The sequence below is a fragment of the Flavitalea plasmicola genome, assembly GCF_030546645.1.
Lineage (GTDB): Bacteria > Bacteroidota > Bacteroidia > Chitinophagales > Chitinophagaceae > Puia.
In genome coordinates this window covers 211,511-231,410 of record NZ_JAUOTO010000001.1, presented here as the reverse complement: position 1 = coordinate 231,410, position 19,900 = coordinate 211,511, and the positions used below count along the sequence as shown (strand labels likewise).

Sequence of the window (19,900 nt, the reverse complement as noted above, 5' to 3'; positions counted from 1 at the left end):
GGAAATCGACGTTTAAACGTCTGAGTTATATCACCTTATAACTCTGGCACAATGCTGGCTGTCAGATCTCAAATCGCTGCACCTATGCTGAGGAACTACTTAGCGGGCACCATCGTCGTATCAAAGCAGGTGGCCTTCATCCAGCACAGGAACCTGGGTTATGACAGGGAGAACCTGGTCAGTATTCCCATCGAAGGTGATCTTGTCACAAGGTACAGGCTGTTCAAAGCGGAAGCATCAAGGCTGCCAGGTATTCAAAACGTCTCTGCCATTTCCGATGACCCCTCCTTTCTCAATTCCCAGACAAATGAAGTGGATTGGGACGGGAGAGGCCCGAAGACCATGGTCTCTTTTGAGAACCAGCAGGTAGGCTACGACTTCGTGCCCACTATGAAATTGCAGGTGAAAGAAGGCCGTGATTTCTCCAGGGCATTTCCCTCCGACTCGTCAGACGCCTGCCTGATCAATGAGACGGCAGCGCGGGCGATCGGTTATACAGCGGCGGTAGGCCGGAAGATAAAGGTCAACGGCCGGAAGCTGACCATCATCGGTGTCCTGAAGGATTTTCATTTCAGGAGCCTCCATGAGTCCATCCATCCACTGATCCTCCGGCATGGGGTCGACGACTTTGGAAACGTCCTGGTACGCACAGAGGCTGGTAAGACAAAGGAGCCCTGCATGGCCTGGAAACGCTTTGCAGGCAGCTGAACCCCCGATTCCCCTTCACCTATACTTTTTCCGACGAAGCATACCAAAATTTATACAGGAATGAGCAGGTCATCAGCAAGCTCTCCCATGCCTTCAGCTTCCTGGCCATTTTTATTTCCTGTCTGGGATTGCTGGGCCTGGTAATGTTTACTACCGGGCAACGGGCAAAGGAAATTGGGATCAGGAAGGTCCTGGGCGCCTCCGTCACCGGCATCGTGCGGCTGATCTCGGCCGACTTCCTGAAATTAGTATTCGTCGCCATCCTGCTGGCAAGTCCCCTCGCATGGTGGATGATGAATTGGTGGCTGGATGATTATGCCTACAGGATTAGTCTTAACTTGTGGATGTTTGTCTGGGCCGGAGCGCTGGCAATACTGATCACCATTTGTACCATTAGTTTTCAGGCTCTCCGGGCCGCATTGGCAAATCCGGCCACAAGTCTAAAAACTGAATAATATGAATCCAAATTCTTTGCAGACTGACAGAGCGGTCGCCCTGCAAAAACTGCATGCCTCTTCCGACATTTTCGTCATACCCAATCCCTGGGATGCCGGCTCCGCAAAAATATTGGCAAGCCTGGGCTTTAAGGCCCTGGCCACCACCAGCGCAGGCTTAGCATTCAGTATCGGCAAGCCGGACGGAGAGGGTGTTGTCAATCTTAAAGACGCTTTGGATAACGTCCGTTCCATCGCGGCAGCTACTTCCCTTCCTTTGTCGGCTGACCTGGAGAATGGCTATGGCGATAGCCCGGACGCCTGTGCATCCGCTATATTGTTGGCAGCCGAAGCAGGCGCCGTCGGCGGTTCGATCGAAGATGCCACCGGCCGTCGGAATGACCCTATCTATTCACTGGAACTAGCCGTGGACCGGGTAAAAGCAGCCGTAGCGGCCGCCCGCAGTCTTCCTTTTCCTTTTACGCTGACGGCCAGGGCCGAGAACCTCATTCATGGACGTGCCGATCTTCCCGATACGATCCGGCGCCTGGTGGCTTTTGCCGAAGCAGGCGCGGACGTGCTGTTTGCCCCTGGTCTGACAACCCGGGAAGAGATCATCGCTGTGGTCAACGCCGTGGCGCCCAAACCCGTAAATGTAGTGATGGGATTATCCAAGGGTAGTTTCACCCTTGAAGAACTGGCCAGCCTGGGCGTCCGGCGGGTGAGCCTGGGTTCCTCCCTCTCCCGGGTAGCCTACGGCGCCTTTCTGACGGCAGCACAGGATATCTATCAGAAAGGAACCTTCTCTTTTCCACAGGACACCGTGCCCTATGCTGATCTGAATGCCCTGTTCCGGTCGGCGTGAGACGGGGCCAATAAAAATAATAGGGCCATGGGTAGGAATACTCATGGCCCTTGCGTTGTACATAACCAAAGCCGATCTATGCTTCCAGTTGGAAGTTGATCGGAAGCTCCAATCTTGTTTTTACATTGTGACCTTTTACCTTACCTGGCTTCCAGGCTGGCATATTATTGACTACACGTAATGCTTCTTCATCCAGGCCATTGCCCACCTTCTGGCCGTTGATCACTTTTGCCTGCTGGACTTTACCATGCTCATCCACCACAAAAGACACTCTCACCGTACCAGCGGTGTTATCATCGATGGCTTGCTGAGGGTATTCAACATGATTATTGACATAAGTAGCCAAGGCGTTCTGTCCGCCGGGGAATTCAGGCATCACCGTGGCTTTATTATACACTCCTTCCTTATCGGCCACCATTTTGTCATTTTTATTGCTTTCCGACATCGCTACCGTGGCCCTCCCCTTTTTCTTGGCAATGGCTTTCTTCGACGCAGAATCATAGCTGCTGGTGCCGCCGGCATTGGTTGTAGCCGTAGAGTCCGTGGTCGCCGGGGTTTTGTCACTCGTCTTATCTCCCGCATTGTCGGAGCAGGCGGTTAGTGCACCCATGGAGATAGCACCTATTACAAAAAATTTAGTTAGCATATTATTAGAGTATTGCATAACAGTAATGTTTAGTACTTCTATACACACTCAAATTGAATGCCACCGCCTTGCTCAGGCCTTATAAGTAAATACCTGTAGAAATATTTGCTCAATATGTTTCAAAACTTACAATACTGCTCCGCTAATTTTTTGATCAGGGCAGTCCTGTCCCTTAAGTACCGGGGTGTCAGGAAAGTAATGGAGAAATCGTCATAATTATCTTCAAAAAAACCAAGGGCGAAGATCAGAAACGTCACGCCCAGGAATGGCAGCGCTTCTATTTCTTCATCCAGGATAGGACGTACCTGCCGGTACCCCGCGACAGCAATGCCAAAGGCCCTGTCGGCTTCTGCCTGTGTCACCTTGCCAAAATGCGTATGAAAGAAAAAATGTATGTACAGGGTCATCAGGTCATTGGCCAGCCACCCCTTCCCGCACCAATCAAAATCAAAGAAAGTAATGCCGTCCTGACCATCGAAATGATAATTCTGCACCAGAAGATCATAATGGCAGTAACCATAGCTGAATGATCCCGTCGGGAATGTTGCTAATTTCTTTTTCACTTTCTCCGCCACCTGCTGCAGAAATTCATATTCGTCCGGCAACTCCCTGAATCTTTCGCGTATGACGGCCAGGGGACGTTGCAGCGTGGTATAGAAGTCATACGTGATCCTGTCATGCTTCAGCTGCAAACCGGCTGTGATATTGTGCATCACCGCCATTTCCCTGCCGATGAGGGTCAGCTGCCGGTCGCTGGGGTCCATCACTACATTCCCCGGCGCGAAATAGAACAAGACGCCATTGCGGACACCTTCCGCCGCCTGGAACGATTGAATGTGCCGCCCCTGCAGGTCCGCAATGGCATATGCCACCCGGGCGCCGCCTGCTTTCAGGACCTCCAGCAATTCCACTTCTGCCCGGATCTCGTCCAGCTTGCGGTAGTTGTCACGATAGATCTTGAATATGTATTTGGTATCGCTCCCTTCTAAAAGATAGGTATCACTGACATTCCTGACCAGCAGGCGACAGCGCATATGCTTGAATCCGTATTGCTTTTCGAGGTGATCTTTCAGTGCAGGAGCCGACAGCGTGGAATACTGCGTGGGAAAAATATTCATGACGCCGCAAATATATACTATTTCCTGATCCTGTCGATCTCATCCCGGGAGCCCTTACGCTCTCTTTGCTGCGCGCCCGGGCCTGTTCCAAAGGACCTGGAATACGTCAGCTTAATGATGGGAAAGATCCTGGATTCCGTGTTCACCCGTACGTAGCTGGTGGTGGCAAAAGCCTCCCGCGTGAGCGTGCCAAAACGCATCCTGATCTGCAAGGTCCTTAAAACATCGGACACAGCCACCTGCAGTGTACCTCCGTTGTTCTTCAGGTCCTTTTTTACCCCGACATTCAAAGCCCCGAAACCTTCCGCCCTGATCATTCCCCAATAGGTAGATGAATTCCACCAGCCCGAAAGTTCCGCCGAATAACTTTTGGGGAGTCTGAAGGTTTGGGTAAAACTGAGCGAACAGCCGAACCAGGTCTTCTTCACCGGCACGACGGTGAAATCCTCTTTGAAGCGCCGCCACCCACCCGTCAGGCTATAGCTCATATTCCACCAATCGTTTACTTTCCAGGGTAGATTGGCCTGAAAGGTCAGCTCATCTCGATAAACGAAGTTCTGTGGCGAAACATACATCAGGTCCTTGTCCGGGCTTTCCGTTAGCTGGGTCTCCTGGATAGGGTGATCGTCATGGCCTGCCAGCACCGAGAACGTATAGTCGCCAATGTTATAACCCAGCTTCACGTTCTTCGTGATCGTCGGCCGCAGCAGGGGATTGCCCGTAAAGACGGCTACCGGGTCCACATATCCCACAAAAGAAGCCAGATCGTTATAGGTGGGCCTGCTTATCCGACCGGTGTAAGACAGCTGCACTTCAGACCTGGCGCCGACCTTATGCGAAAAGAACAAGCTGGGGAACAAGAAGCCCCCGCTGCGGTGGATGGCTGGCAGCCTGGTGTCCGAATATTCATACCGGGCCCCCATGGTCACATGTGTCGCGGAATCCAGCCCGACGTCAACAGAAGCATAGGCCGCAGCGATCCCCTCCCTCATCACCACATTATTGACCGTTTCGCTGCGAGGCGTCCACTCCCCGTTGACCACGCTTTCCAATCCCGAAGTACTCGAGGTACGGGTGTAGGTGCCTTTTGCACCGGATTCGAGCCGTAGCTTCCTGTTCAGCTGTCGTTCATAATCAGCCTTCACTACGCCCACCCTGATCAGGGTATTGGCATGGCCCCGCTGCGCCGGAGAGAATAAGCTGTCATCATTAGTACCTGCCCTGTCACCGTGCTTGTCCGTGAAACTGCTTTGCACCTCGGATGGATTATCGTTGCTATAAAGGAGATAATCCATGTCGAAAGTAATCTTCTCATCTTCCCGGATCTTTTGTTCCAGCCACACTGATGAAACGAGGTTATGCCAGTGATTGCGCAGATCGACGGTTCCACGGAATGACAGCAGCGAATCAGGCAGCACATTATATCCCGCATTGTTGATGGCATGCAGCTTCGTACCATTGATGCTGTAGATCAAACTCGCCCCGATGGAAGTCTTCGGACTTATCCTTCTCTCCCATCCCGCCGTGAAATTGTGATTGTTCTGCGTTGTCCGGGTCGTATCCAGGAATAATACGTCCAGCATCCCTCCCAGAACGGGAAAGTCGTTAGTGCCTGTGATATACACATTCGTATAGGTCCTGTCGTGTGAAAAGGAATAGGTTCCATACAGGTTCGAACGCTGTGTATTGTGAGCCAGGTTAAGGCTGGCCGTACTCTTCTCTCTCCACCCATATCCTCCCGTAACGGACAGGTTGCCATGGGTGCCCCGTCGCTTATTCTTCTTCAATACGATGTTGATCAGCCCGGCGCTGCCGTCCGCATCGTATTTTGAGGGCGGCGTCGTCAGCAGCTCTATTTTTTCAATGTCATCTGCGCTCATCCCCTGCAACAACGTTATTACCTGCGATAGAGGCATGCGCATGAGCTTTCCGTCGAACATCACCATTACTCCGTCCTTGCCGTTCAAAAAAATATTGTTGTTCCTCCGGTCGATGATGATGCCGGCAGACCGTTCCAGCACCTCCAGGGCCGAACTGCCTTTTGTCATTATACTGTTCTCCACATTCACGACGATGCCATCCGGTCGCTGCTGGACCAGGGGCTTCCTTCCCCGGATAACCGCCTCTTTCAATACGCTGGTATCTTTCATAGCCTCCTGGCTATAGGCCTTTTGAAAAAGGCAAAAGAGGAGGCCGTAAATAAGGATTAGCTTCATGCCTCCAAAATAATCGGCATATAATGATTCTCAAAAAGGCTATGACCACCTGTCGCACCTAATTGACGAAATGCAATTATCCCATTCATATATCCCGAAATGCAGCTCGTCAATTATCCGGGTACGTTCAAATAGCAGGGCCGCCAGATAAGCAAAATTTGATGTACCTTATAGGCAATGAACGCGCCTTTCTACCATAAGCCCGGACAGCACTGGTTCATCCGATGGAAGCTGTACCATATCCCCTTCTGGCTGGTGTACCATTATCTTTGGTGGGCTACCACTGTCGGCAGTCCTGTAAAGGCAGCCGCTTCTATCTTTTCTCCGCCCTATGCCATCAAATATCTTTTTTATGTCGTCTTCCAGATCCTGGCCGTTTATTTCAACCTGTATTATCTCATACCAAAATACCTGGAAAAAAGCCGGTTTACCGCATACATCCCCTTCCTGGTCCTGACCATATTAGGCGCCGCCGCCTGCATCGTTCCCGGATATTACCTCAGCTCCATCCTCACGGGCAAGAGCATCAAAGAGCTATACGGCGTGGACTCCTTCAACCTATACTATCTGTACACCGGAGGTCCCCTGTCTTCCACTGCAGCCAGCATGACCTTCGCCATGAGCATCAAGCTGGCAAAGAACTGGCTGCAGACCCAGCGAAGGCAGCAGCAACTAGAGAAAGAAAAGCTGGAGACAGAATTGAACTTTCTGAAACACCAGTTCAACCCCCACTTCCTTTTCAACACTATCAATTCCATCTTCTTCCTGATCCATAAGAACCCGGACATGGCCTCGGCTTCCCTGGCAAAGTTCTCGGAACTGTTGCGGCATCAGCTGTATGAGTGCAACGACCGGCAGATCCTGTTGACCAAGGAGATCGCTTACCTGGAAAATTCCATCGAGCTGGAAAAGCTCAGGCAGAACGACAATGTGGAGGTCAGTCTCCAGGTGGATCATTCCTATGAAGACCTGGGCATCGCTCCCTTTATACTAATGACTTTTGTGGAAAATGCCTTCAAACATGTTTCCAGGGAACCGGATACGCCCAATTGGATAAGGATCAGGCTGCACCTGGATGGGACCCAGCTGGATTTTTCCGTATCCAACAGCGCTGCGCAGACGGCGACTACCGACGTGATGCACTATGGGGGCATCGGCCTGAAGAATGTGCGGCGAAGGCTGGACCTGATCTATCCGGGACAATACCATCTGGACATTCAAAATACAAACACCCGGTTCGAGATAAGACTGAGGCTGCAGCTGGCCGAGCTGATGATGCCAATGTCCGTCACGAGGACCGCTTAAAGCGCATACAATGATCAACTGTGTCATTATCGACGACGAACCGCTGGCCAGGGAAGGCATTGCCAAATATGTAATGGAGGTGGACTTCCTGCATCTCATCGACACCTGCGAGAACCCCGTGGAGCTGATGAAAATAATGGATCAGCAGCACGTGGATCTGTTGTTCCTGGATATACAGACGCCGAAGATGAACGGCATCGAGTTCCTGAAAATAGTGCAGAAGCCCCCGATGGTCATCATCACGACCGCTTTTCCCAGTTACGCGCTGGAAGGGTTTCAGCTGAACGTGCTGGATTACCTGATAAAACCTATCACGTTGGATCGATTTTTACGGTCGGTTAATAAAGCCCGGGATTATCACCACCTTCTTACAAAGGCGGCGAATCATCCGGGGCCCGGGTCCGCCAGGGAGGAGCCGCCCGCAGATTATTTCTTTATCAAGTGCGGCAGCAAATTCGAGAAGATCCATTTTGCCGATATCCTGTATGTGGAAGGGATGCAGAACTACATCACCATCTATACGCGAAAAGGGAAATATGTCACCTTGCTGTACCTGAAGCACCTGGAAGAGAACCTGGATAGCAGTGCCTTCATACGCGTCCATAAATCCTATATCGTCTCCATCGACAAAATAGAGGCCATCGAAGGCAATGAGATCTTCATCCAGTCATGCCGTATCCCTATCAGCCGGAACTATCGTGAGCAGGTCATCCAGCGGGTGGTCTCCAATAAATTGTGGGATAGGATAAAGTTTTCTTGATTACTTTGCGTCCATATTCACGACAATATGCGCAAGCCATACCTCCTCCTATCCGTAGTCATCCTCTTTTCCCTGTCCCATTGCAGTCACCCCGACACTTCAACACGAGCAAAAGTTTTTAACTCCGGCATTCTTCCACCTTTTACCATAGAGATCGACGTGTCAAAAGACACCGTCCTGCATATGCCGGAAGGGAGTATCATCCGCATACCCGCCCATGCACTGGATGGAGGTGGGGCCAGCCATATAAAGCTGGTGATCCGAGAAGCGCTGCGGCTCAGCGACATGATCCGGGCAGGCCTCGTCACCACCAGCAATGGAAGACCTCTCAGCAGCGGCGGCATGATCGATATCGAGGCTGCCGAAGGCCAAACTGTCCGCATCAAAAAAGCCCTGTCCGTCAGCCTTCCCACACCCTATCTCGCCGACAATATGGAACTGTTCAAAGGCGCGCTGGATGCAAGTGGTAATCTCAACTGGACTAGCCCCCGACCCCTATCCGCCAATCCTGATTCCGCCGGACTTGCCTACGGAAGGTCCCTTTTCGCCACCAACTGCGCTTCCTGTCATGCAATTGGCAAAACCATCCTTGGCCCGGACCTAGCCTACATCGGTAAAAGACGCGAACGAAGCTGGCTTTACGCCTTCACCAAAAATTATATCACCCTGCTGAAGGCCGGAGATCCCTACGCTAATTGCCTGTATAATCAATACAACAAGGCCGCCATGAATACATTTCCGAACCTGACGGACACCGACCTGGATTATCTTTACCGCTCCATCGACAATGAAAGCGCCCGGCTGGGGCTGCCCGTTCCGGACGATCATCTGAAACATTGCGCTGACAGCTGCGTTCTCTACTGGCATAAGCGGATCAGCCTGGAGGGACATCGTGATTCTCTTATAAAAAACAACGGCCCCCTGGTCACCTTGGAACGCCAACTGCCTCGGGGCTATGTAAGCGGCGACACCGGGACCATGCCGGGTAAGGTGGCAATACCAGTACACCAGTCGGAATATTACCAGTTCAGGATACAAAGCTTCGGCTGGTACAATATCGATCGGCTGCTGGAAGATATGCCAGTGGCAAAAATGAGTACGCTCACCGTACAATGGGATGCTGCATTCCGGGACCGCGTGAATATATTCCTCCTCATACCTTCTGCACGTATTCTCCAGGAAGGCGGGCCATTGGAAGATGGAACCAATAGATCCGGGTTTTATACCAGCGATGGAATGACCCCCTTGCCGCAAGGTGTAAAAGCTCTGGTTTTAGCCCTGGGAGAAGAAGATGGTCAGCCACTTTTAGGTGCAGCCGACTTTATCACCAGTGAAACGCAAACATTCAACCTGCAAATACATACGCTGTCAAAAAAAGAATTAAATACCTACTTACGTCAGCTGGACCTTCAGGAAATTGCCATACAGCTGGAAGACTCGAAAAATGCGAAGCAAATCCGGGCGGCGGACGCTCAGTTGAAAGACCTTGACAAATTAAAGCCGGCCAGCTGCGATTGCGCCTGCGGCCATGGTGATAAAGAATAGAGTGATCAGACCGACGTTTGCCTGACATACTTCTCCCGGTAAGCTACCGGTGTCAGTCCCGTTATCTTTTTAAACACGGCCCTGAAAGCCTTGGTATCCGAATACCCTACCTCATGCATCAATTCCAGGATGGTCTTATCGCTCGTCTCCAGTCCTTTCTTCACCGCCTCTACCCTCACCCGCTGTACATACTCGCCCACCGTATTGGAGGTAGCCTTTTTGAAACGGCGTTCAAAATTTCTTTTGTCCGTGAATAGCAGGGAGGTCAATTCTTCCGTCGTGATCTTATCCTGGTAATTACTTTCAATAAATTCCTGCGCCTTTTTTACCAGCTCGTCGCCATGCTCCTTCTGGCCTATAAAGATCACAAAGGGCGCCTGGCTCGTCCTATCGATCTCTATCTGGAACATCTTCGATGCCAGCACGCATATTTCCCGGTCCGTATATTTCTCGATGAGATATAAAATAAGATTCATGTATGAAAACCCGCCGCCGCCCGTATACACTCCCTGCTCATCCGTGATGATCTTATCGTCTACCACCTGGATCTCCGGGTACATCTTTCTGAACTCGGGTGCGGCAAGCCAATGGATGGAACATTTTTTACCATTCAGCAAACCGGTGGGCGCCAGCAGGTAAGCTCCTACGCAGAGGCTGGCCACCTCCGCTCCATTCCTATACTGTTGCTGTATCCAGGGCACAAGGTCTTCATTGCCCGACAATAGCTCCTGCGCAGGGCCGCAAAGAATGGGTATGATGATCAGGTCGGTGTGGCTGATCTCATCGATGGTCTTGTCCACATGAATGGTGTAATTTCCTTTATAGACCGGGACTTCTCTGGTAAGTCCTACCAGCTCGACCACGAAACAGGGAGGCTGCCCGCGATATCTGAAAAAATCATTTATCCGCAGGAAGATCTGGTGGGGTATATCCACACTGCTTAATGTAGCATGCCGGGGAGCCAGGATTGAAATGTGTCGCATGTCTCAAAGATAGACAATCACTTTGTCGCATGCACCCCCTCTTATTCACCGCAATCACCCCCCGGCTGGTTCGGGGAAGCGCTGTAGCTTTGAATCATCATCAAAATAAATAACAATGAGAACGCTTGAGATCATTCCGGTTCCTGTCTCCAGCCAGGAAAAAGCTAAAGAATTCTATCAGAAACTTGGATTCGATGTCGTGGTGGAGCAGCCCATGGGCAACGGGCAGACATGGCTGCAGATGGGTTACCCCGGACAAGCTGCCTGTCTTTCGTTGATAAGCTGGTGGCCATATAAAGAAGTAGCCATGGCGCCCGGCACCCTCAGAGGCATCATCATCCAGACCGATGACATCGAAAAAGACGTCGCGGAGCTGCAAAAGAAAGGAATAGAGATGGGCATGGTCACCCTGAAAGGTATTGATGATGGCAAAATTGCGAATACTCCCTGGGGCAGGTTCATCCACTTCAGCGACCCTGATGGCAATGGCCTTAGCCTCCATCAGCCATAGACCTGCGAACGCCTGACCCAAACATATCTTAATACACCTTTATGATCTTCCCATTCACCGCCCCCTCCACGCTCAGCAGGTAAGCGTTGGTCACCTTGCTCATCGGGACAAGGTCATAACCCGGGAACAAATGGCCATACCGTTCCTTTGAATCTTCCACGAGCCCCGGGCTGACAGCATTGATGCGCCTATCCTGTTTCAGCTCCTGCGCAGCGCCCAATACAAAGCTGTTGATCGCACCATTGATCATGGCCACGCAGGTACCGTTGCGGGCGGGCATCTCTGCGGCAATACCGGAGGTCAGCGTAAAGCTACCCCCTTCCTGCAGATAGTCCTTGCCGATCATGACGAGGTTCATCTGTCCCAGGAGCTTGCCCTGGACGCCGGGGAGCACATGCGCTTCCCCCATCGTGGTAAAATCCCCGTAATAACCTGTACCTGCAGTACAAATACAGGCATCCAGCCGGCCAAGCTTTTTGAACATCGTTTCGATGGAAGCCGCAGAGCTGATGTCCACCCGCACATCCCCGCTGTTCCTGCCCGCAATAATAATGTCATGCCGGACGCCAAGGGCCGCGGCAACTTTTCTTCCGATGGTGCCGTCACCACCGATGATCAATATTTGCATGAGATGAATTTCCGGCGAAACTACGCTTAGTGTCACAAGAGAGCATGACGCAAAAAGCTCAATAAATTGCTTTTTTGGCTCGCAGCGCCTGGGGAGTGGCGCCAAACGCTTTCTTAAAGATCCTTATGAAATGCGACACGCTCTCAAAACCGCATGCCAGTGCAACGTCGGATACCTGGCGGTCCGTATTGTTTAAAAGCATCTGTGCATGCTCCAGCCTTTGCCGGTTGATCCATTGCCTGGGCGCGCTTCGATAATGCCGTTGAAAATCTCTTTTGAAAGCTGCAAGACTGCGATTGGACAGGCTGGCCATTTCTTCCAGTGTAACAGGCTGCAGGAGATAATTTCGCACGATGAACTCCAGGTCTTCCGGCGCTGCGCTTACTGCCGAATATATAAATCGGATCACTTCCTGCCTGTGATCGGAGCTCATCAGCAACAACAACAATTCCTGCTGCTTCAGGGACAGCAGCTGCTCCTGCCCACGGAAGGTCCTTTCAAAATAACCGCGGTATTGTTGCCTGAACTCCTGCAGCAGGTGGTTGACGGGGATGATGAAATGGGAAGCATCCTGCGCAACCGCGGGTCTTTCCAGCGGCTGTCCGCTCATAAACTCCCTTAATGCCTTCACCGGCAAGAATATCATCAGGGCCTCGAAGCTCAGCCCTTCCTCGATGTACTCGGCCATGACATAAATACCTTTTTTCAACAGGACGACGCTATCCGGCCGCACGGTGATCGTCTGGTCAGGAAAATGTAGGAGCTTGATCCCATTGACAACAAAGATCACAGTATGTTCCGTGAGGAACACGGTGCGCTGACCCGCCCGGGTCTCCACCTTGTGCTTGGCGTAGGCGGAATTACCCCAGGCAAGGAAAGTTGGGTCATTTAAATCTACCGGTATGGGAGGAAAACGGAAAAGCATGACGATCCGCAAATGTACACCGGCCGTATCAAAAACGGTCAGTTTTTGTGGCGCCTTAAAATCAAAAATGATTGTTTTTCAACAATTTGTATCTATGGCATTTATTTAGATGATGAATTAATACATATGCTGCAGCACCATCATATAGTCATTGAGGAATACTCATCCGGCTGGCCATTGGCCTTTGCCCAACTGCAATCCGTGTATCAATCCCGCCTGGGTAGCTATGTCGCCGCCGTACAGCATGTAGGCAGCACCTCCGTCGAAGGGCTCCCTGCCAAGCCTGTCATAGACATCGACCTGATCATCGAAGATAGTGCACTGCTTAAGCCGGTCATTGCAGTGCTTCAGGACCTGGGCTATGAGCATGCCGGCGACATGGGCATTACAGGCAGGGAAGCCTTTAAACGGAAATCGTCCCGCACACCCATCGACGGATCATCCCGTACCTGGCCGGCACATCACCTCTATGTTTGTACGGCCAACAACATCAGCCTGAAGAATCATCTTGCCTTTCGCAATTACCTGCGCAGCCATCCCGCTAAAGCCAAAGCATACGGCGAGCTCAAAAAAAACCTGGCAAAAGAATATCCCGACGATATCGACGCATATGTGGCCGGCAAGACTGATTTTATTACCGGCGTATTGAAAGAAATGGGGTTTGTTGCCGCCGAACTGGAAGATATTACAAAGCAGAATAAATTAGTTAAATAAAGCACTAATTTTAGGGCATGAGACCGACTACCAAACACGTTTCTATCGTAGTGCCGGATGGCGATTGCAGCATGACCAATATCGAAGGTACCCAACAGATCCTGTTAAGAGTAAACGGCTACCTTGAAGAGGCTGGCCGTTCGCCGCTTTTCGCCGTCCAGCTGGTGGGACTCAGGTCAGAGACCTATATGAAGAACGGATTGTTCTCCGTCCGGCCCGAAGCGCTCATTGAGGACATCGACCACACAGACCTCATCATCATCCCCTCTGTTCATGGTGACAAGGAAAAGATCCTGCAAGACAACCAGCCATTGCTTTCCTGGATCATCCGCCAACATAACAAGGGAGCCGCCGTCGCCTCTCTCTGTATCGGCGCCTTTTTGCTGGCAGGCACGGGCCTGCTGGACGGAAGGAGTTGCACCACGCATTGGGAGTTCGCCGAAGCGTTCCGGAAGATGTTCCCCTCCGTCCACCTCGTGGAGGACAAGATCATAACGGATGAGCATAACCTTTACACCAGCGGTGGCGCTTATTCCTGGCTCAACCTCGTACTCTACCTGGTGGAAAAGTTCGCCGGCCCCGATATAGCCGTCACCTGCTCCAAAGGTTTCCAGATCGACTTCCAGCGCAGCAGCCAATCTCCTTTCATCATCTTCAGCGGGCAAAAAGACCACGAGGACGAGGTCATCAGGACCGCCCAGGAGTACATCGAAAAGAACATTCATTCCAAGATATCTGTAGACGAGCTGGCTTCCATGCTGGCGCTGGGCCGCAGGAACCTGGAACGCCGCTTTAAAAAGGCGACGGGCAATTCGGTGATGGAATATATTCAGCGGGTAAAAATGGAGGCGGTGAAAAAAAGCCTGGAAACCTCCCGGCTGGGGGTGAATGAAGCCATGGATAAAGTGGGTTACTCCGACCCGAAAGCATTCAGGGTGATCTTCAAGAAAGTCACCGGCCTTTCTCCCATGCAGTATCGGAACAGGTATAACCGCGCGTTCGCGTGAATTACCAGCCCAACACGACCAAAGAACGAAAACCCTTTCCATGCGTAAATACCTGCCCGTACCCCTGATTGTTATAATTTTCCTATTTCTCAGCTGCGACCGTGCGCATAAAGACGAAGGAAAATTATCGGTGAAAGAGATGAAAGCCGACCTCGGCATCCTCTGGTCGGCTGTAAAAGAACTGCATCCGGGCTATGGCCTCTATGCTTCGCCGGACAGTATACACGATGCCTATAATACCGCCCTGGCGGCCATTGACGAACCGATGTATGAGGGTGAATTCATCTCCCGCATATATCCCTTCCTTTGTACCCTTGGCTGTGGGCATACGCAGCTGAGGCACTCCGCAAACCATCACCCACCTACAGGCATAAAGACGTCTCATCTGCCCTTTGAGGTGCTGGTCCACGGTGAAAGGGCCTGGGTGACCACGCGCAAAACGAATAAGCTGGCCACAGGCGATGAGATCCTCAGCATCAATGATACGCCTGTCGCCGATGTGATCCGAAACGGCTATTCCCTGTACTGCGGCGATGGTCATGTGGCTTCTTTCAAAGAGCTGTACCTCTCCGAATATGACGGATTTGATGATGTCTGTAACATGCATTATAAATGGAGCACCCCCTATAGGGTTGCAGCCCGTTCCGATAAGGGGCTGGTCAAAACCATCGTGCTGGACAGCACCGACACCGTGACCATCACCAACACACCTGTGGACAAATACGCCTCCTGGGACAAGGCCTGGAACAAAGATGAGCTGGGTCTATATTTTTCAAAGGACAGCAGCACCGTCCTGTTCGAGGTCAAAGGGCTGGCATATGAGGATACGGTCACTTACGGGAAGCTCTTTGCACAAGTGGCCCAAAAAAGGTCCGGCAACCTCATCCTGGACATGCGGCACAACGGCGGCGGCGACATTCGCATTGTCACCAGGCTCTTATCATATCTTGCGGATACTTCATTCGCGATGATAAGAGACCTTAGCTCGCGCATAGCCGATCCATCCACCAACAGCCAGATCGCATACTTCGATCCGGAAAAGACGGTGAGCTTCAAAAGTACCTGCGTGCCGGGGGCGCACATCGGCAACACCTGGCACATGGACGTCCGCCCGGAATTTTGCCGGCCCTACGGTCCCAACCCGGTTGCCATCCGCGACAGGTTTAAAGGCAAGCTGTACGTCCTCATAGACGGAGCTACCTTTTCCTCGGCTGCCTTGTTTACCACTGCATTAAAAGCGCAGCGTAAGGACGTCGTATTCATCGGCAGGGAGACAGCCGGCACGGAGGAAGGGTGCAACGGCTTCTCCATGCAGCAGCTGACACTTCCCAACAGCCATATCGTAATAGACTTCCCCTGGTTGCGGGTGATATCCATGGCTCCTTCGCCCCCCGGCGGAAGAGGTCTCATGCCGGATTACCCTGTAGCCTATTCGCCGGAAGATGCGGTGAAAAGCAATGATCCGGACCTGGCTAAGGCTTTGGACCTGGTGGAGGAAAATAAAAAAAGGTTAAAGCCCCAGGTAAAGTGCTTACCCCGTGTCACAAGCCCTCTCCCATAATTAAGTTGTTCCGTTTTGTACAATTTCAGGGCCTTTTGTCACAATAGTTTTGTGACAAATAAAAGCTCATGTCATCAAAATTTCAATCATTCAAAGATTTGCATACCGCAGCCGGCTTATTCGTGCTGCCCAATGCCTGGGACGCAAAAAGCGCCCGCATCTTCCAGGAAAAAGGATTTGCCGCCATCGGCACCTCAAGTGCCGCCGTTGCAGGCAGCCTCGGCTACGGGGACGGGGAAGAAATGCCCTTTGCCGACCATCTCTTCGTCGTCCGGCGCATAATGGCGGCCGTCCAGGTCCCTGTCTCGGTGGACATAGAGATGGGTTATGGCTCATCCAATGAGGAGATCTATCAAAATATCCGGCAGCTGACCGATCTCGGCATCGCCGGCATCAACATCGAGGACTCCGTCATCACGGAGCATACCCGCAGATTAAAAGATGCCAAACAATTCGCAAACACGATCTCCTATCTCAAAAACAAGCTGACGGCAGAGGGCATCGACCTTTTTATCAATATCCGCTGCGATACATTTATCCTGAACGTCGACAATAAGCTACAGGAGACTTTCCGGAGGCTAAAGGTCTACGAAGACACCGGCGCAGACGGGATCTTCCTTCCCTGTATCTCGGCTGAAAATGATATCACTGCCGTGGTAAACAGCACCTCCTTTCCCCTGAACGTAATGGCAATGCCCGATCTCCCCGACATTGACACCCTGCGTCGATTGGGCGTGGCGCGTCTCAGCCTGGGGCCCCTCGCATTTAATAAAGCCTACGAGAACGTAGGGAACATTTTGAGCTACTAGTATCATTATCATCATCATAAAAATAAAATAAAATGAACCTACCAAAAAGAGCCGAAGACGCGCATGCTACGCTTGCAGCAGCATTCAACACCGGAGACATAGCTACCGTCATGAGCATGTATGACAGCGCGGGCATCATCGTGCCCGAACCCGGTATGACAGTGTCGGGAACAGAAAAATTCCAGGAGGCCGTAAAAGCCATTCTATCCATCAAAGGGAAAATGGAGATCAAGACCGTTTATTGTCTGCAGACGGGCGATATAGCCGTAGGCAGGTCCGAATGGAATATTACGGACGGCGCTGATGTAAAAATTAGTGCCAAAGGCATCGAAGTAATGCGACAACAGCCGGATGGCACCTGGAAGATCGTCATAGACCATGCCTTCGGGGCAGAGACAGGTCTGACCGTCTAGCGCATGATTCTCATCCACACCTATAACAACGGCCTGGCAATAAAAAACCAGGTCGTCTTAAAAACAAAAAAATGAAACAGAAAAAGTATCTCGTCGCCGCCATGATATTCTTCTCACTATATGGCAGCACCTCCGCTCAACAGTCCGGCCTGGAAGAGGCAAAGATCGCCATCGCAAAAAGCAATGACATCTATTTCCAGGCATTCGCTAAAGGGGATTCCTCCATCTTCATCGGCCGCTATGCAAAAGATTGCTGGATCATGGCGCCTAATGAACAGGCCTTGTGCGGTGATGGGGCGCCGCTTGATTTCTTCAGGACGGCCTATCATCAGATAGGTCTCAGAAATGGTAAGTTCATAACCATCGACGTATTCGGTGATGGAAAAGAATACGTCACAGAAATTGGTTTCTGGCAATCGTTCGATGCCAACAACAAACTATTCGATAATGGTAAATACCTCGTATTGTGGAAGAAGACGCCTGAAGGCTGGAAAATGTTCAGGGATTCTTTCAGCAGCGATCGAAACAAACAATAGTTCAATCATGAAAAAGTTAACTATCATACTGCTTCTGCTATCCGGGCTTTCCGCTCTATGCCAGGACATCTTTCCTCCGGATAGCATCAAAAAGAAGCTGGAAGCAACGAACATAGCAGGCAGTTTAAAGATCGACGGACGGCTGGAAGAGCCAGAATGGATGCTGGCGACGCCTATCAGTGATTTCATACAAACAGACCCGCATCAGGGCGCCCCGGCAAAAAACAGAACTGTCGTCAAGCTGCTGTACAACAAGGATTATTTGTATGTGGCCGCCATTTGCTATGACACGATCGGCAAGGCCAGATACAGGGCATTGAACTTTAAAAGGGATTATGTGGCGGGCAACGCCGATTTCTTCGCCTTTGCGATAGATGGATATAATGACGAACGGAATGCCGTCATGTTCGGCATCAATCCGTACGGGGTACAAAGAGACCTCCTTTCCTTTGACGACAATTACTATGACGCAGACTGGGACGGCCTCTGGCTGGTGCGGACGCAACGGACGGACACCGCCTGGATCGCAGAAGCGGCCGTACCGTGGAAAACCCTGCGTTATAAGAAAGGAACAGATTCGTCGCAGATATGGGGCATCAGCTTCGGGAGGATCGCAAGGACGATCAATGAATTCTCGAACTGGCCCGCTTTCCCGAGAGCCTATGGGGGCCTTCGCATGGCATATGCCGGCAAGCTGGTCAATCTTAAAGCCCCCAGGCCATCCACCAATATCCGGGTGCAGCCCTATATGCTCTACGCGTATAATGAGACCAGGGAAAATACCAGGTCCGTGTACAGGAAGAACACGGTCAAACCCGGAGGTGATGTAAAATGGGTCATCAATCCCAACACGCTGTTGGACCTTACGTTCAATACTGACTTCGCTCAGGCTGACGTGGACCGCCAGGTAAATAATATCAACCGGTTCTCCGTCTTCTTCCCGGAAAGACGACAGTTCTTCCTGGAAAACACGGGTCTGTTCAGTGTGGGTGTAGACCCGCTGTCCAACAACCAGGCCGATTATTCCACCAGGATCCAACCCTTCTTCAGCAGGGCCATCGGCCTGGACCCCAACGGCAATCCCTTGAATATCGACGCCGGCGCCAGGCTTGTCTACCGATCTGACAAAAGCAATGCAGGAGCGCTCTTTGTCAGGCAGGAAGGCAATAGCAACACCACTCCAGCCAATTTCTTCGTCGGCAGGTATTCCCGGAATCTCGGAAAGCAACACCGGATCGGCACGCTGCTTTCATACAAAGCCGAAGACGGCAGGGGTAAGATCCCCGGGGCCAGGAACTTTACAGGCACGATCGACGGGTTCTTCCGCTTTTCCCAAAGCTTATCCTTGAGCATTATGGGCTCGTCCACGTCCGATCTTAAAAACCACAACGGCTATGCAGCCGCCTCACAGCTGCTGTACAATTCGAACAAATGGATCGCCTGGTGGACACAGTCGGTGGTAACCCAACGATACGATCCCCAAATGGGTTTTATAGCCCGCGGCAATACGCTGGTCACCGATCCCGGGATCATATTACAGGAAAGAGGCAAATGGCTTCCGGCATTTATCAGATCTTACAATCCCGGCATCTCTTACACCATGTATCACAATGCCACCAACTTTCAGCTCACCGACAGGTACGTCAATTTCACCCCTTTGTGGTTCCAGCTGCAGAATGGAGGCATCGTTTCCTGGTATATTATCTTCACCCGGCAGCACCTGGAAAATGACTTTGTTCCATTGGGCGTCACCATCCCTAAAGGCGACTACAATTATATCCGGCATAAAATATCCCTCAGCAGCGACCAATCGAAAAAGGTATCCGCCACCCTCACGGGCAACCTGGGCCAGTACTATGATGGCAGCTATCATTCGCTCACGGCTGCCGTAAGTTTTGCACCCAGTCCTTATTTCTTTATCTCACCGAATGTTGAAGCAGGGAAATTAAAGAAAGTGGGTGTCAACGGCGCCACAACAGACGTAATGCTTTACACCGTCGAAGGTCGTATTGCGTTGAATCCCCGGCTGCAGTTGTCAGGTCTTTTCCAGCAATCAAGCGTTACCCATTCCGTAAGCTGGAATGCCCGTTTCTCCTGGGAATTCAAGCCTCTTTCCTATTTATATATCGTTTTTAATAACAATACTGCATCGCAGGCGGTGAAAACAACCGATCGCCAGATGATCACCAAGATCTCTTATTTAAAACAATTTTAAC

20 protein-coding genes are annotated in these 19,900 nt (G+C 51.4%); 14 read left to right on the top strand and 6 right to left on the bottom strand.

The features are described 5' to 3' along the window. The first annotated feature begins 84 nt into the window (after window positions 1-84). Genes Q4E93_RS00880 through Q4E93_RS00870 form a run of 3 tightly spaced genes read left to right on the top strand, consistent with a single transcriptional unit; the run spans window position 85 to window position 2,007 of the window. Window positions 85-708 carry an ABC transporter permease gene (locus Q4E93_RS00880; RefSeq protein WP_303582191.1) on the top strand — a complete coding sequence of 208 codons (624 nt, stop codon included), beginning with the start codon at window positions 85-87 and terminating at the stop codon, window positions 706-708. Next, window positions 675-1,163 (top strand): ABC transporter permease, encoded by a 489-nt coding sequence (locus Q4E93_RS34405; RefSeq protein ID WP_368501855.1) that lies wholly within the window; start codon window positions 675-677, stop codon window positions 1,161-1,163. Before Q4E93_RS00880 ends, Q4E93_RS34405 begins: the two co-directional genes overlap by 34 nt. Window position 1,164: 1 nt before the next feature. Beyond that, complete coding sequence (locus tag Q4E93_RS00870; protein ID WP_303582189.1) at window positions 1,165-2,007, top strand: isocitrate lyase/PEP mutase family protein; 843 nt, start codon at window positions 1,165-1,167, stop codon at window positions 2,005-2,007. Window positions 2,008-2,083: 76 nt separating this feature from the next. On the opposite strand, the gene Q4E93_RS00865 is transcribed toward Q4E93_RS00870, so the two are convergent. The 3 genes from Q4E93_RS00865 to Q4E93_RS00855 all read right to left on the bottom strand — a co-directional run bounded on the left by Q4E93_RS00865 (window position 2,084) and on the right by Q4E93_RS00855 (window position 5,987). Next, window positions 2,084-2,653 carry an energy transducer TonB gene (locus tag Q4E93_RS00865; protein ID WP_303582188.1) on the bottom strand — a complete coding sequence of 190 codons (570 nt, stop codon included), beginning with the start codon at window positions 2,651-2,653 and terminating at the stop codon, window positions 2,084-2,086. A gap of 119 nt (window positions 2,654-2,772) precedes the next feature. Beyond that, window positions 2,773-3,771, bottom strand: a complete 999-nt coding sequence (locus Q4E93_RS00860) for a phosphotransferase enzyme family protein (RefSeq protein ID WP_303582187.1) — start codon at window positions 3,769-3,771, stop codon at window positions 2,773-2,775. A gap of 17 nt (window positions 3,772-3,788) precedes the next feature. Further along, window positions 3,789-5,987, bottom strand: a complete 2,199-nt coding sequence (locus tag Q4E93_RS00855; RefSeq protein ID WP_303582186.1) for an outer membrane beta-barrel family protein — start codon at window positions 5,985-5,987, stop codon at window positions 3,789-3,791. A 177-nt stretch (window positions 5,988-6,164) separates the two neighbouring features. Between Q4E93_RS00855 and Q4E93_RS00850 the strand changes: the two genes are divergently transcribed. From Q4E93_RS00850 to Q4E93_RS00840, 3 genes are read left to right on the top strand one after another with little or no spacing between them, the layout of a single operon-like run. Continuing rightward, entirely contained in the window at window positions 6,165-7,292 is a 1,128-nt protein-coding gene (locus tag Q4E93_RS00850) for a sensor histidine kinase (protein ID WP_303582185.1), read from the top strand. Between the two features lie 10 nt (window positions 7,293-7,302). Further along, window positions 7,303-8,052, top strand: coding sequence for a LytR/AlgR family response regulator transcription factor (locus Q4E93_RS00845; protein WP_303582184.1), 750 nt, complete (start codon window positions 7,303-7,305; stop codon window positions 8,050-8,052). A 27-nt stretch (window positions 8,053-8,079) separates the two neighbouring features. Then, window positions 8,080-9,597 (top strand): cytochrome c, encoded by a 1,518-nt coding sequence (locus tag Q4E93_RS00840; protein WP_303582183.1) that lies wholly within the window; start codon window positions 8,080-8,082, stop codon window positions 9,595-9,597. Window positions 9,598-9,602: 5 nt separating this feature from the next. Here the strand turns inward: Q4E93_RS00840 and Q4E93_RS00835 are convergent, their stop codons facing one another. After that, window positions 9,603-10,580, bottom strand: coding sequence for a GlxA family transcriptional regulator (locus Q4E93_RS00835; RefSeq protein ID WP_303582182.1), 978 nt, complete (start codon window positions 10,578-10,580; stop codon window positions 9,603-9,605). Between the two features lie 115 nt (window positions 10,581-10,695). Here Q4E93_RS00835 and Q4E93_RS00830 point away from each other — a divergent pair, with 115 nt between their 5' ends. Further along, on the top strand, window positions 10,696-11,091 hold the full coding sequence (locus Q4E93_RS00830; protein ID WP_303582181.1) for a VOC family protein: 396 nt from the start codon (window positions 10,696-10,698) through the stop codon (window positions 11,089-11,091). A gap of 28 nt (window positions 11,092-11,119) precedes the next feature. Here the strand turns inward: Q4E93_RS00830 and Q4E93_RS00825 are convergent, their stop codons facing one another. Both Q4E93_RS00825 and Q4E93_RS00820 read right to left on the bottom strand, forming a co-directional pair. Beyond that, complete coding sequence (locus Q4E93_RS00825; RefSeq protein ID WP_303582180.1) at window positions 11,120-11,719, bottom strand: short chain dehydrogenase; 600 nt, start codon at window positions 11,717-11,719, stop codon at window positions 11,120-11,122. Between the two features lie 58 nt (window positions 11,720-11,777). Continuing rightward, complete coding sequence (locus tag Q4E93_RS00820) at window positions 11,778-12,644, bottom strand: helix-turn-helix transcriptional regulator (RefSeq protein ID WP_303582179.1); 867 nt, start codon at window positions 12,642-12,644, stop codon at window positions 11,778-11,780. A 126-nt stretch (window positions 12,645-12,770) separates the two neighbouring features. Here Q4E93_RS00820 and Q4E93_RS00815 point away from each other — a divergent pair, with 126 nt between their 5' ends. The 7 genes from Q4E93_RS00815 (at window position 12,771) to Q4E93_RS00785 (ending at window position 19,899) form a co-directional block, all read left to right on the top strand. Further along, the gene (locus Q4E93_RS00815; protein ID WP_303582178.1) at window positions 12,771-13,358 is read left to right on the top strand and encodes a GrpB family protein; all 588 of its coding nucleotides are present in this window, start codon (window positions 12,771-12,773) and stop codon (window positions 13,356-13,358) included. Between the two features lie 17 nt (window positions 13,359-13,375). Then, the gene (locus tag Q4E93_RS00810) at window positions 13,376-14,365 is read left to right on the top strand and encodes a GlxA family transcriptional regulator (RefSeq protein WP_303582177.1); all 990 of its coding nucleotides are present in this window, start codon (window positions 13,376-13,378) and stop codon (window positions 14,363-14,365) included. Between the two features lie 40 nt (window positions 14,366-14,405). Then, window positions 14,406-15,926 (top strand): S41 family peptidase, encoded by a 1,521-nt coding sequence (locus Q4E93_RS00805; RefSeq protein ID WP_303582176.1) that lies wholly within the window; start codon window positions 14,406-14,408, stop codon window positions 15,924-15,926. A gap of 68 nt (window positions 15,927-15,994) precedes the next feature. Next, window positions 15,995-16,735 (top strand): isocitrate lyase/PEP mutase family protein, encoded by a 741-nt coding sequence (locus Q4E93_RS00800; protein ID WP_303582175.1) that lies wholly within the window; start codon window positions 15,995-15,997, stop codon window positions 16,733-16,735. A gap of 32 nt (window positions 16,736-16,767) precedes the next feature. Further along, window positions 16,768-17,148: a YybH family protein gene (locus tag Q4E93_RS00795; RefSeq protein WP_303582174.1), complete on the top strand. Its 381-nt coding sequence runs from the start codon at window positions 16,768-16,770 to the stop codon at window positions 17,146-17,148. 71 nt (window positions 17,149-17,219) lie between these two features. Beyond that, the gene (locus tag Q4E93_RS00790; protein ID WP_303582173.1) at window positions 17,220-17,684 is read left to right on the top strand and encodes a YybH family protein; all 465 of its coding nucleotides are present in this window, start codon (window positions 17,220-17,222) and stop codon (window positions 17,682-17,684) included. A gap of 7 nt (window positions 17,685-17,691) precedes the next feature. Next, on the top strand, window positions 17,692-19,899 hold the full coding sequence (locus Q4E93_RS00785) for a carbohydrate binding family 9 domain-containing protein (protein WP_303582172.1): 2,208 nt from the start codon (window positions 17,692-17,694) through the stop codon (window positions 19,897-19,899). Window position 19,900: the final 1 nt, after the last annotated feature.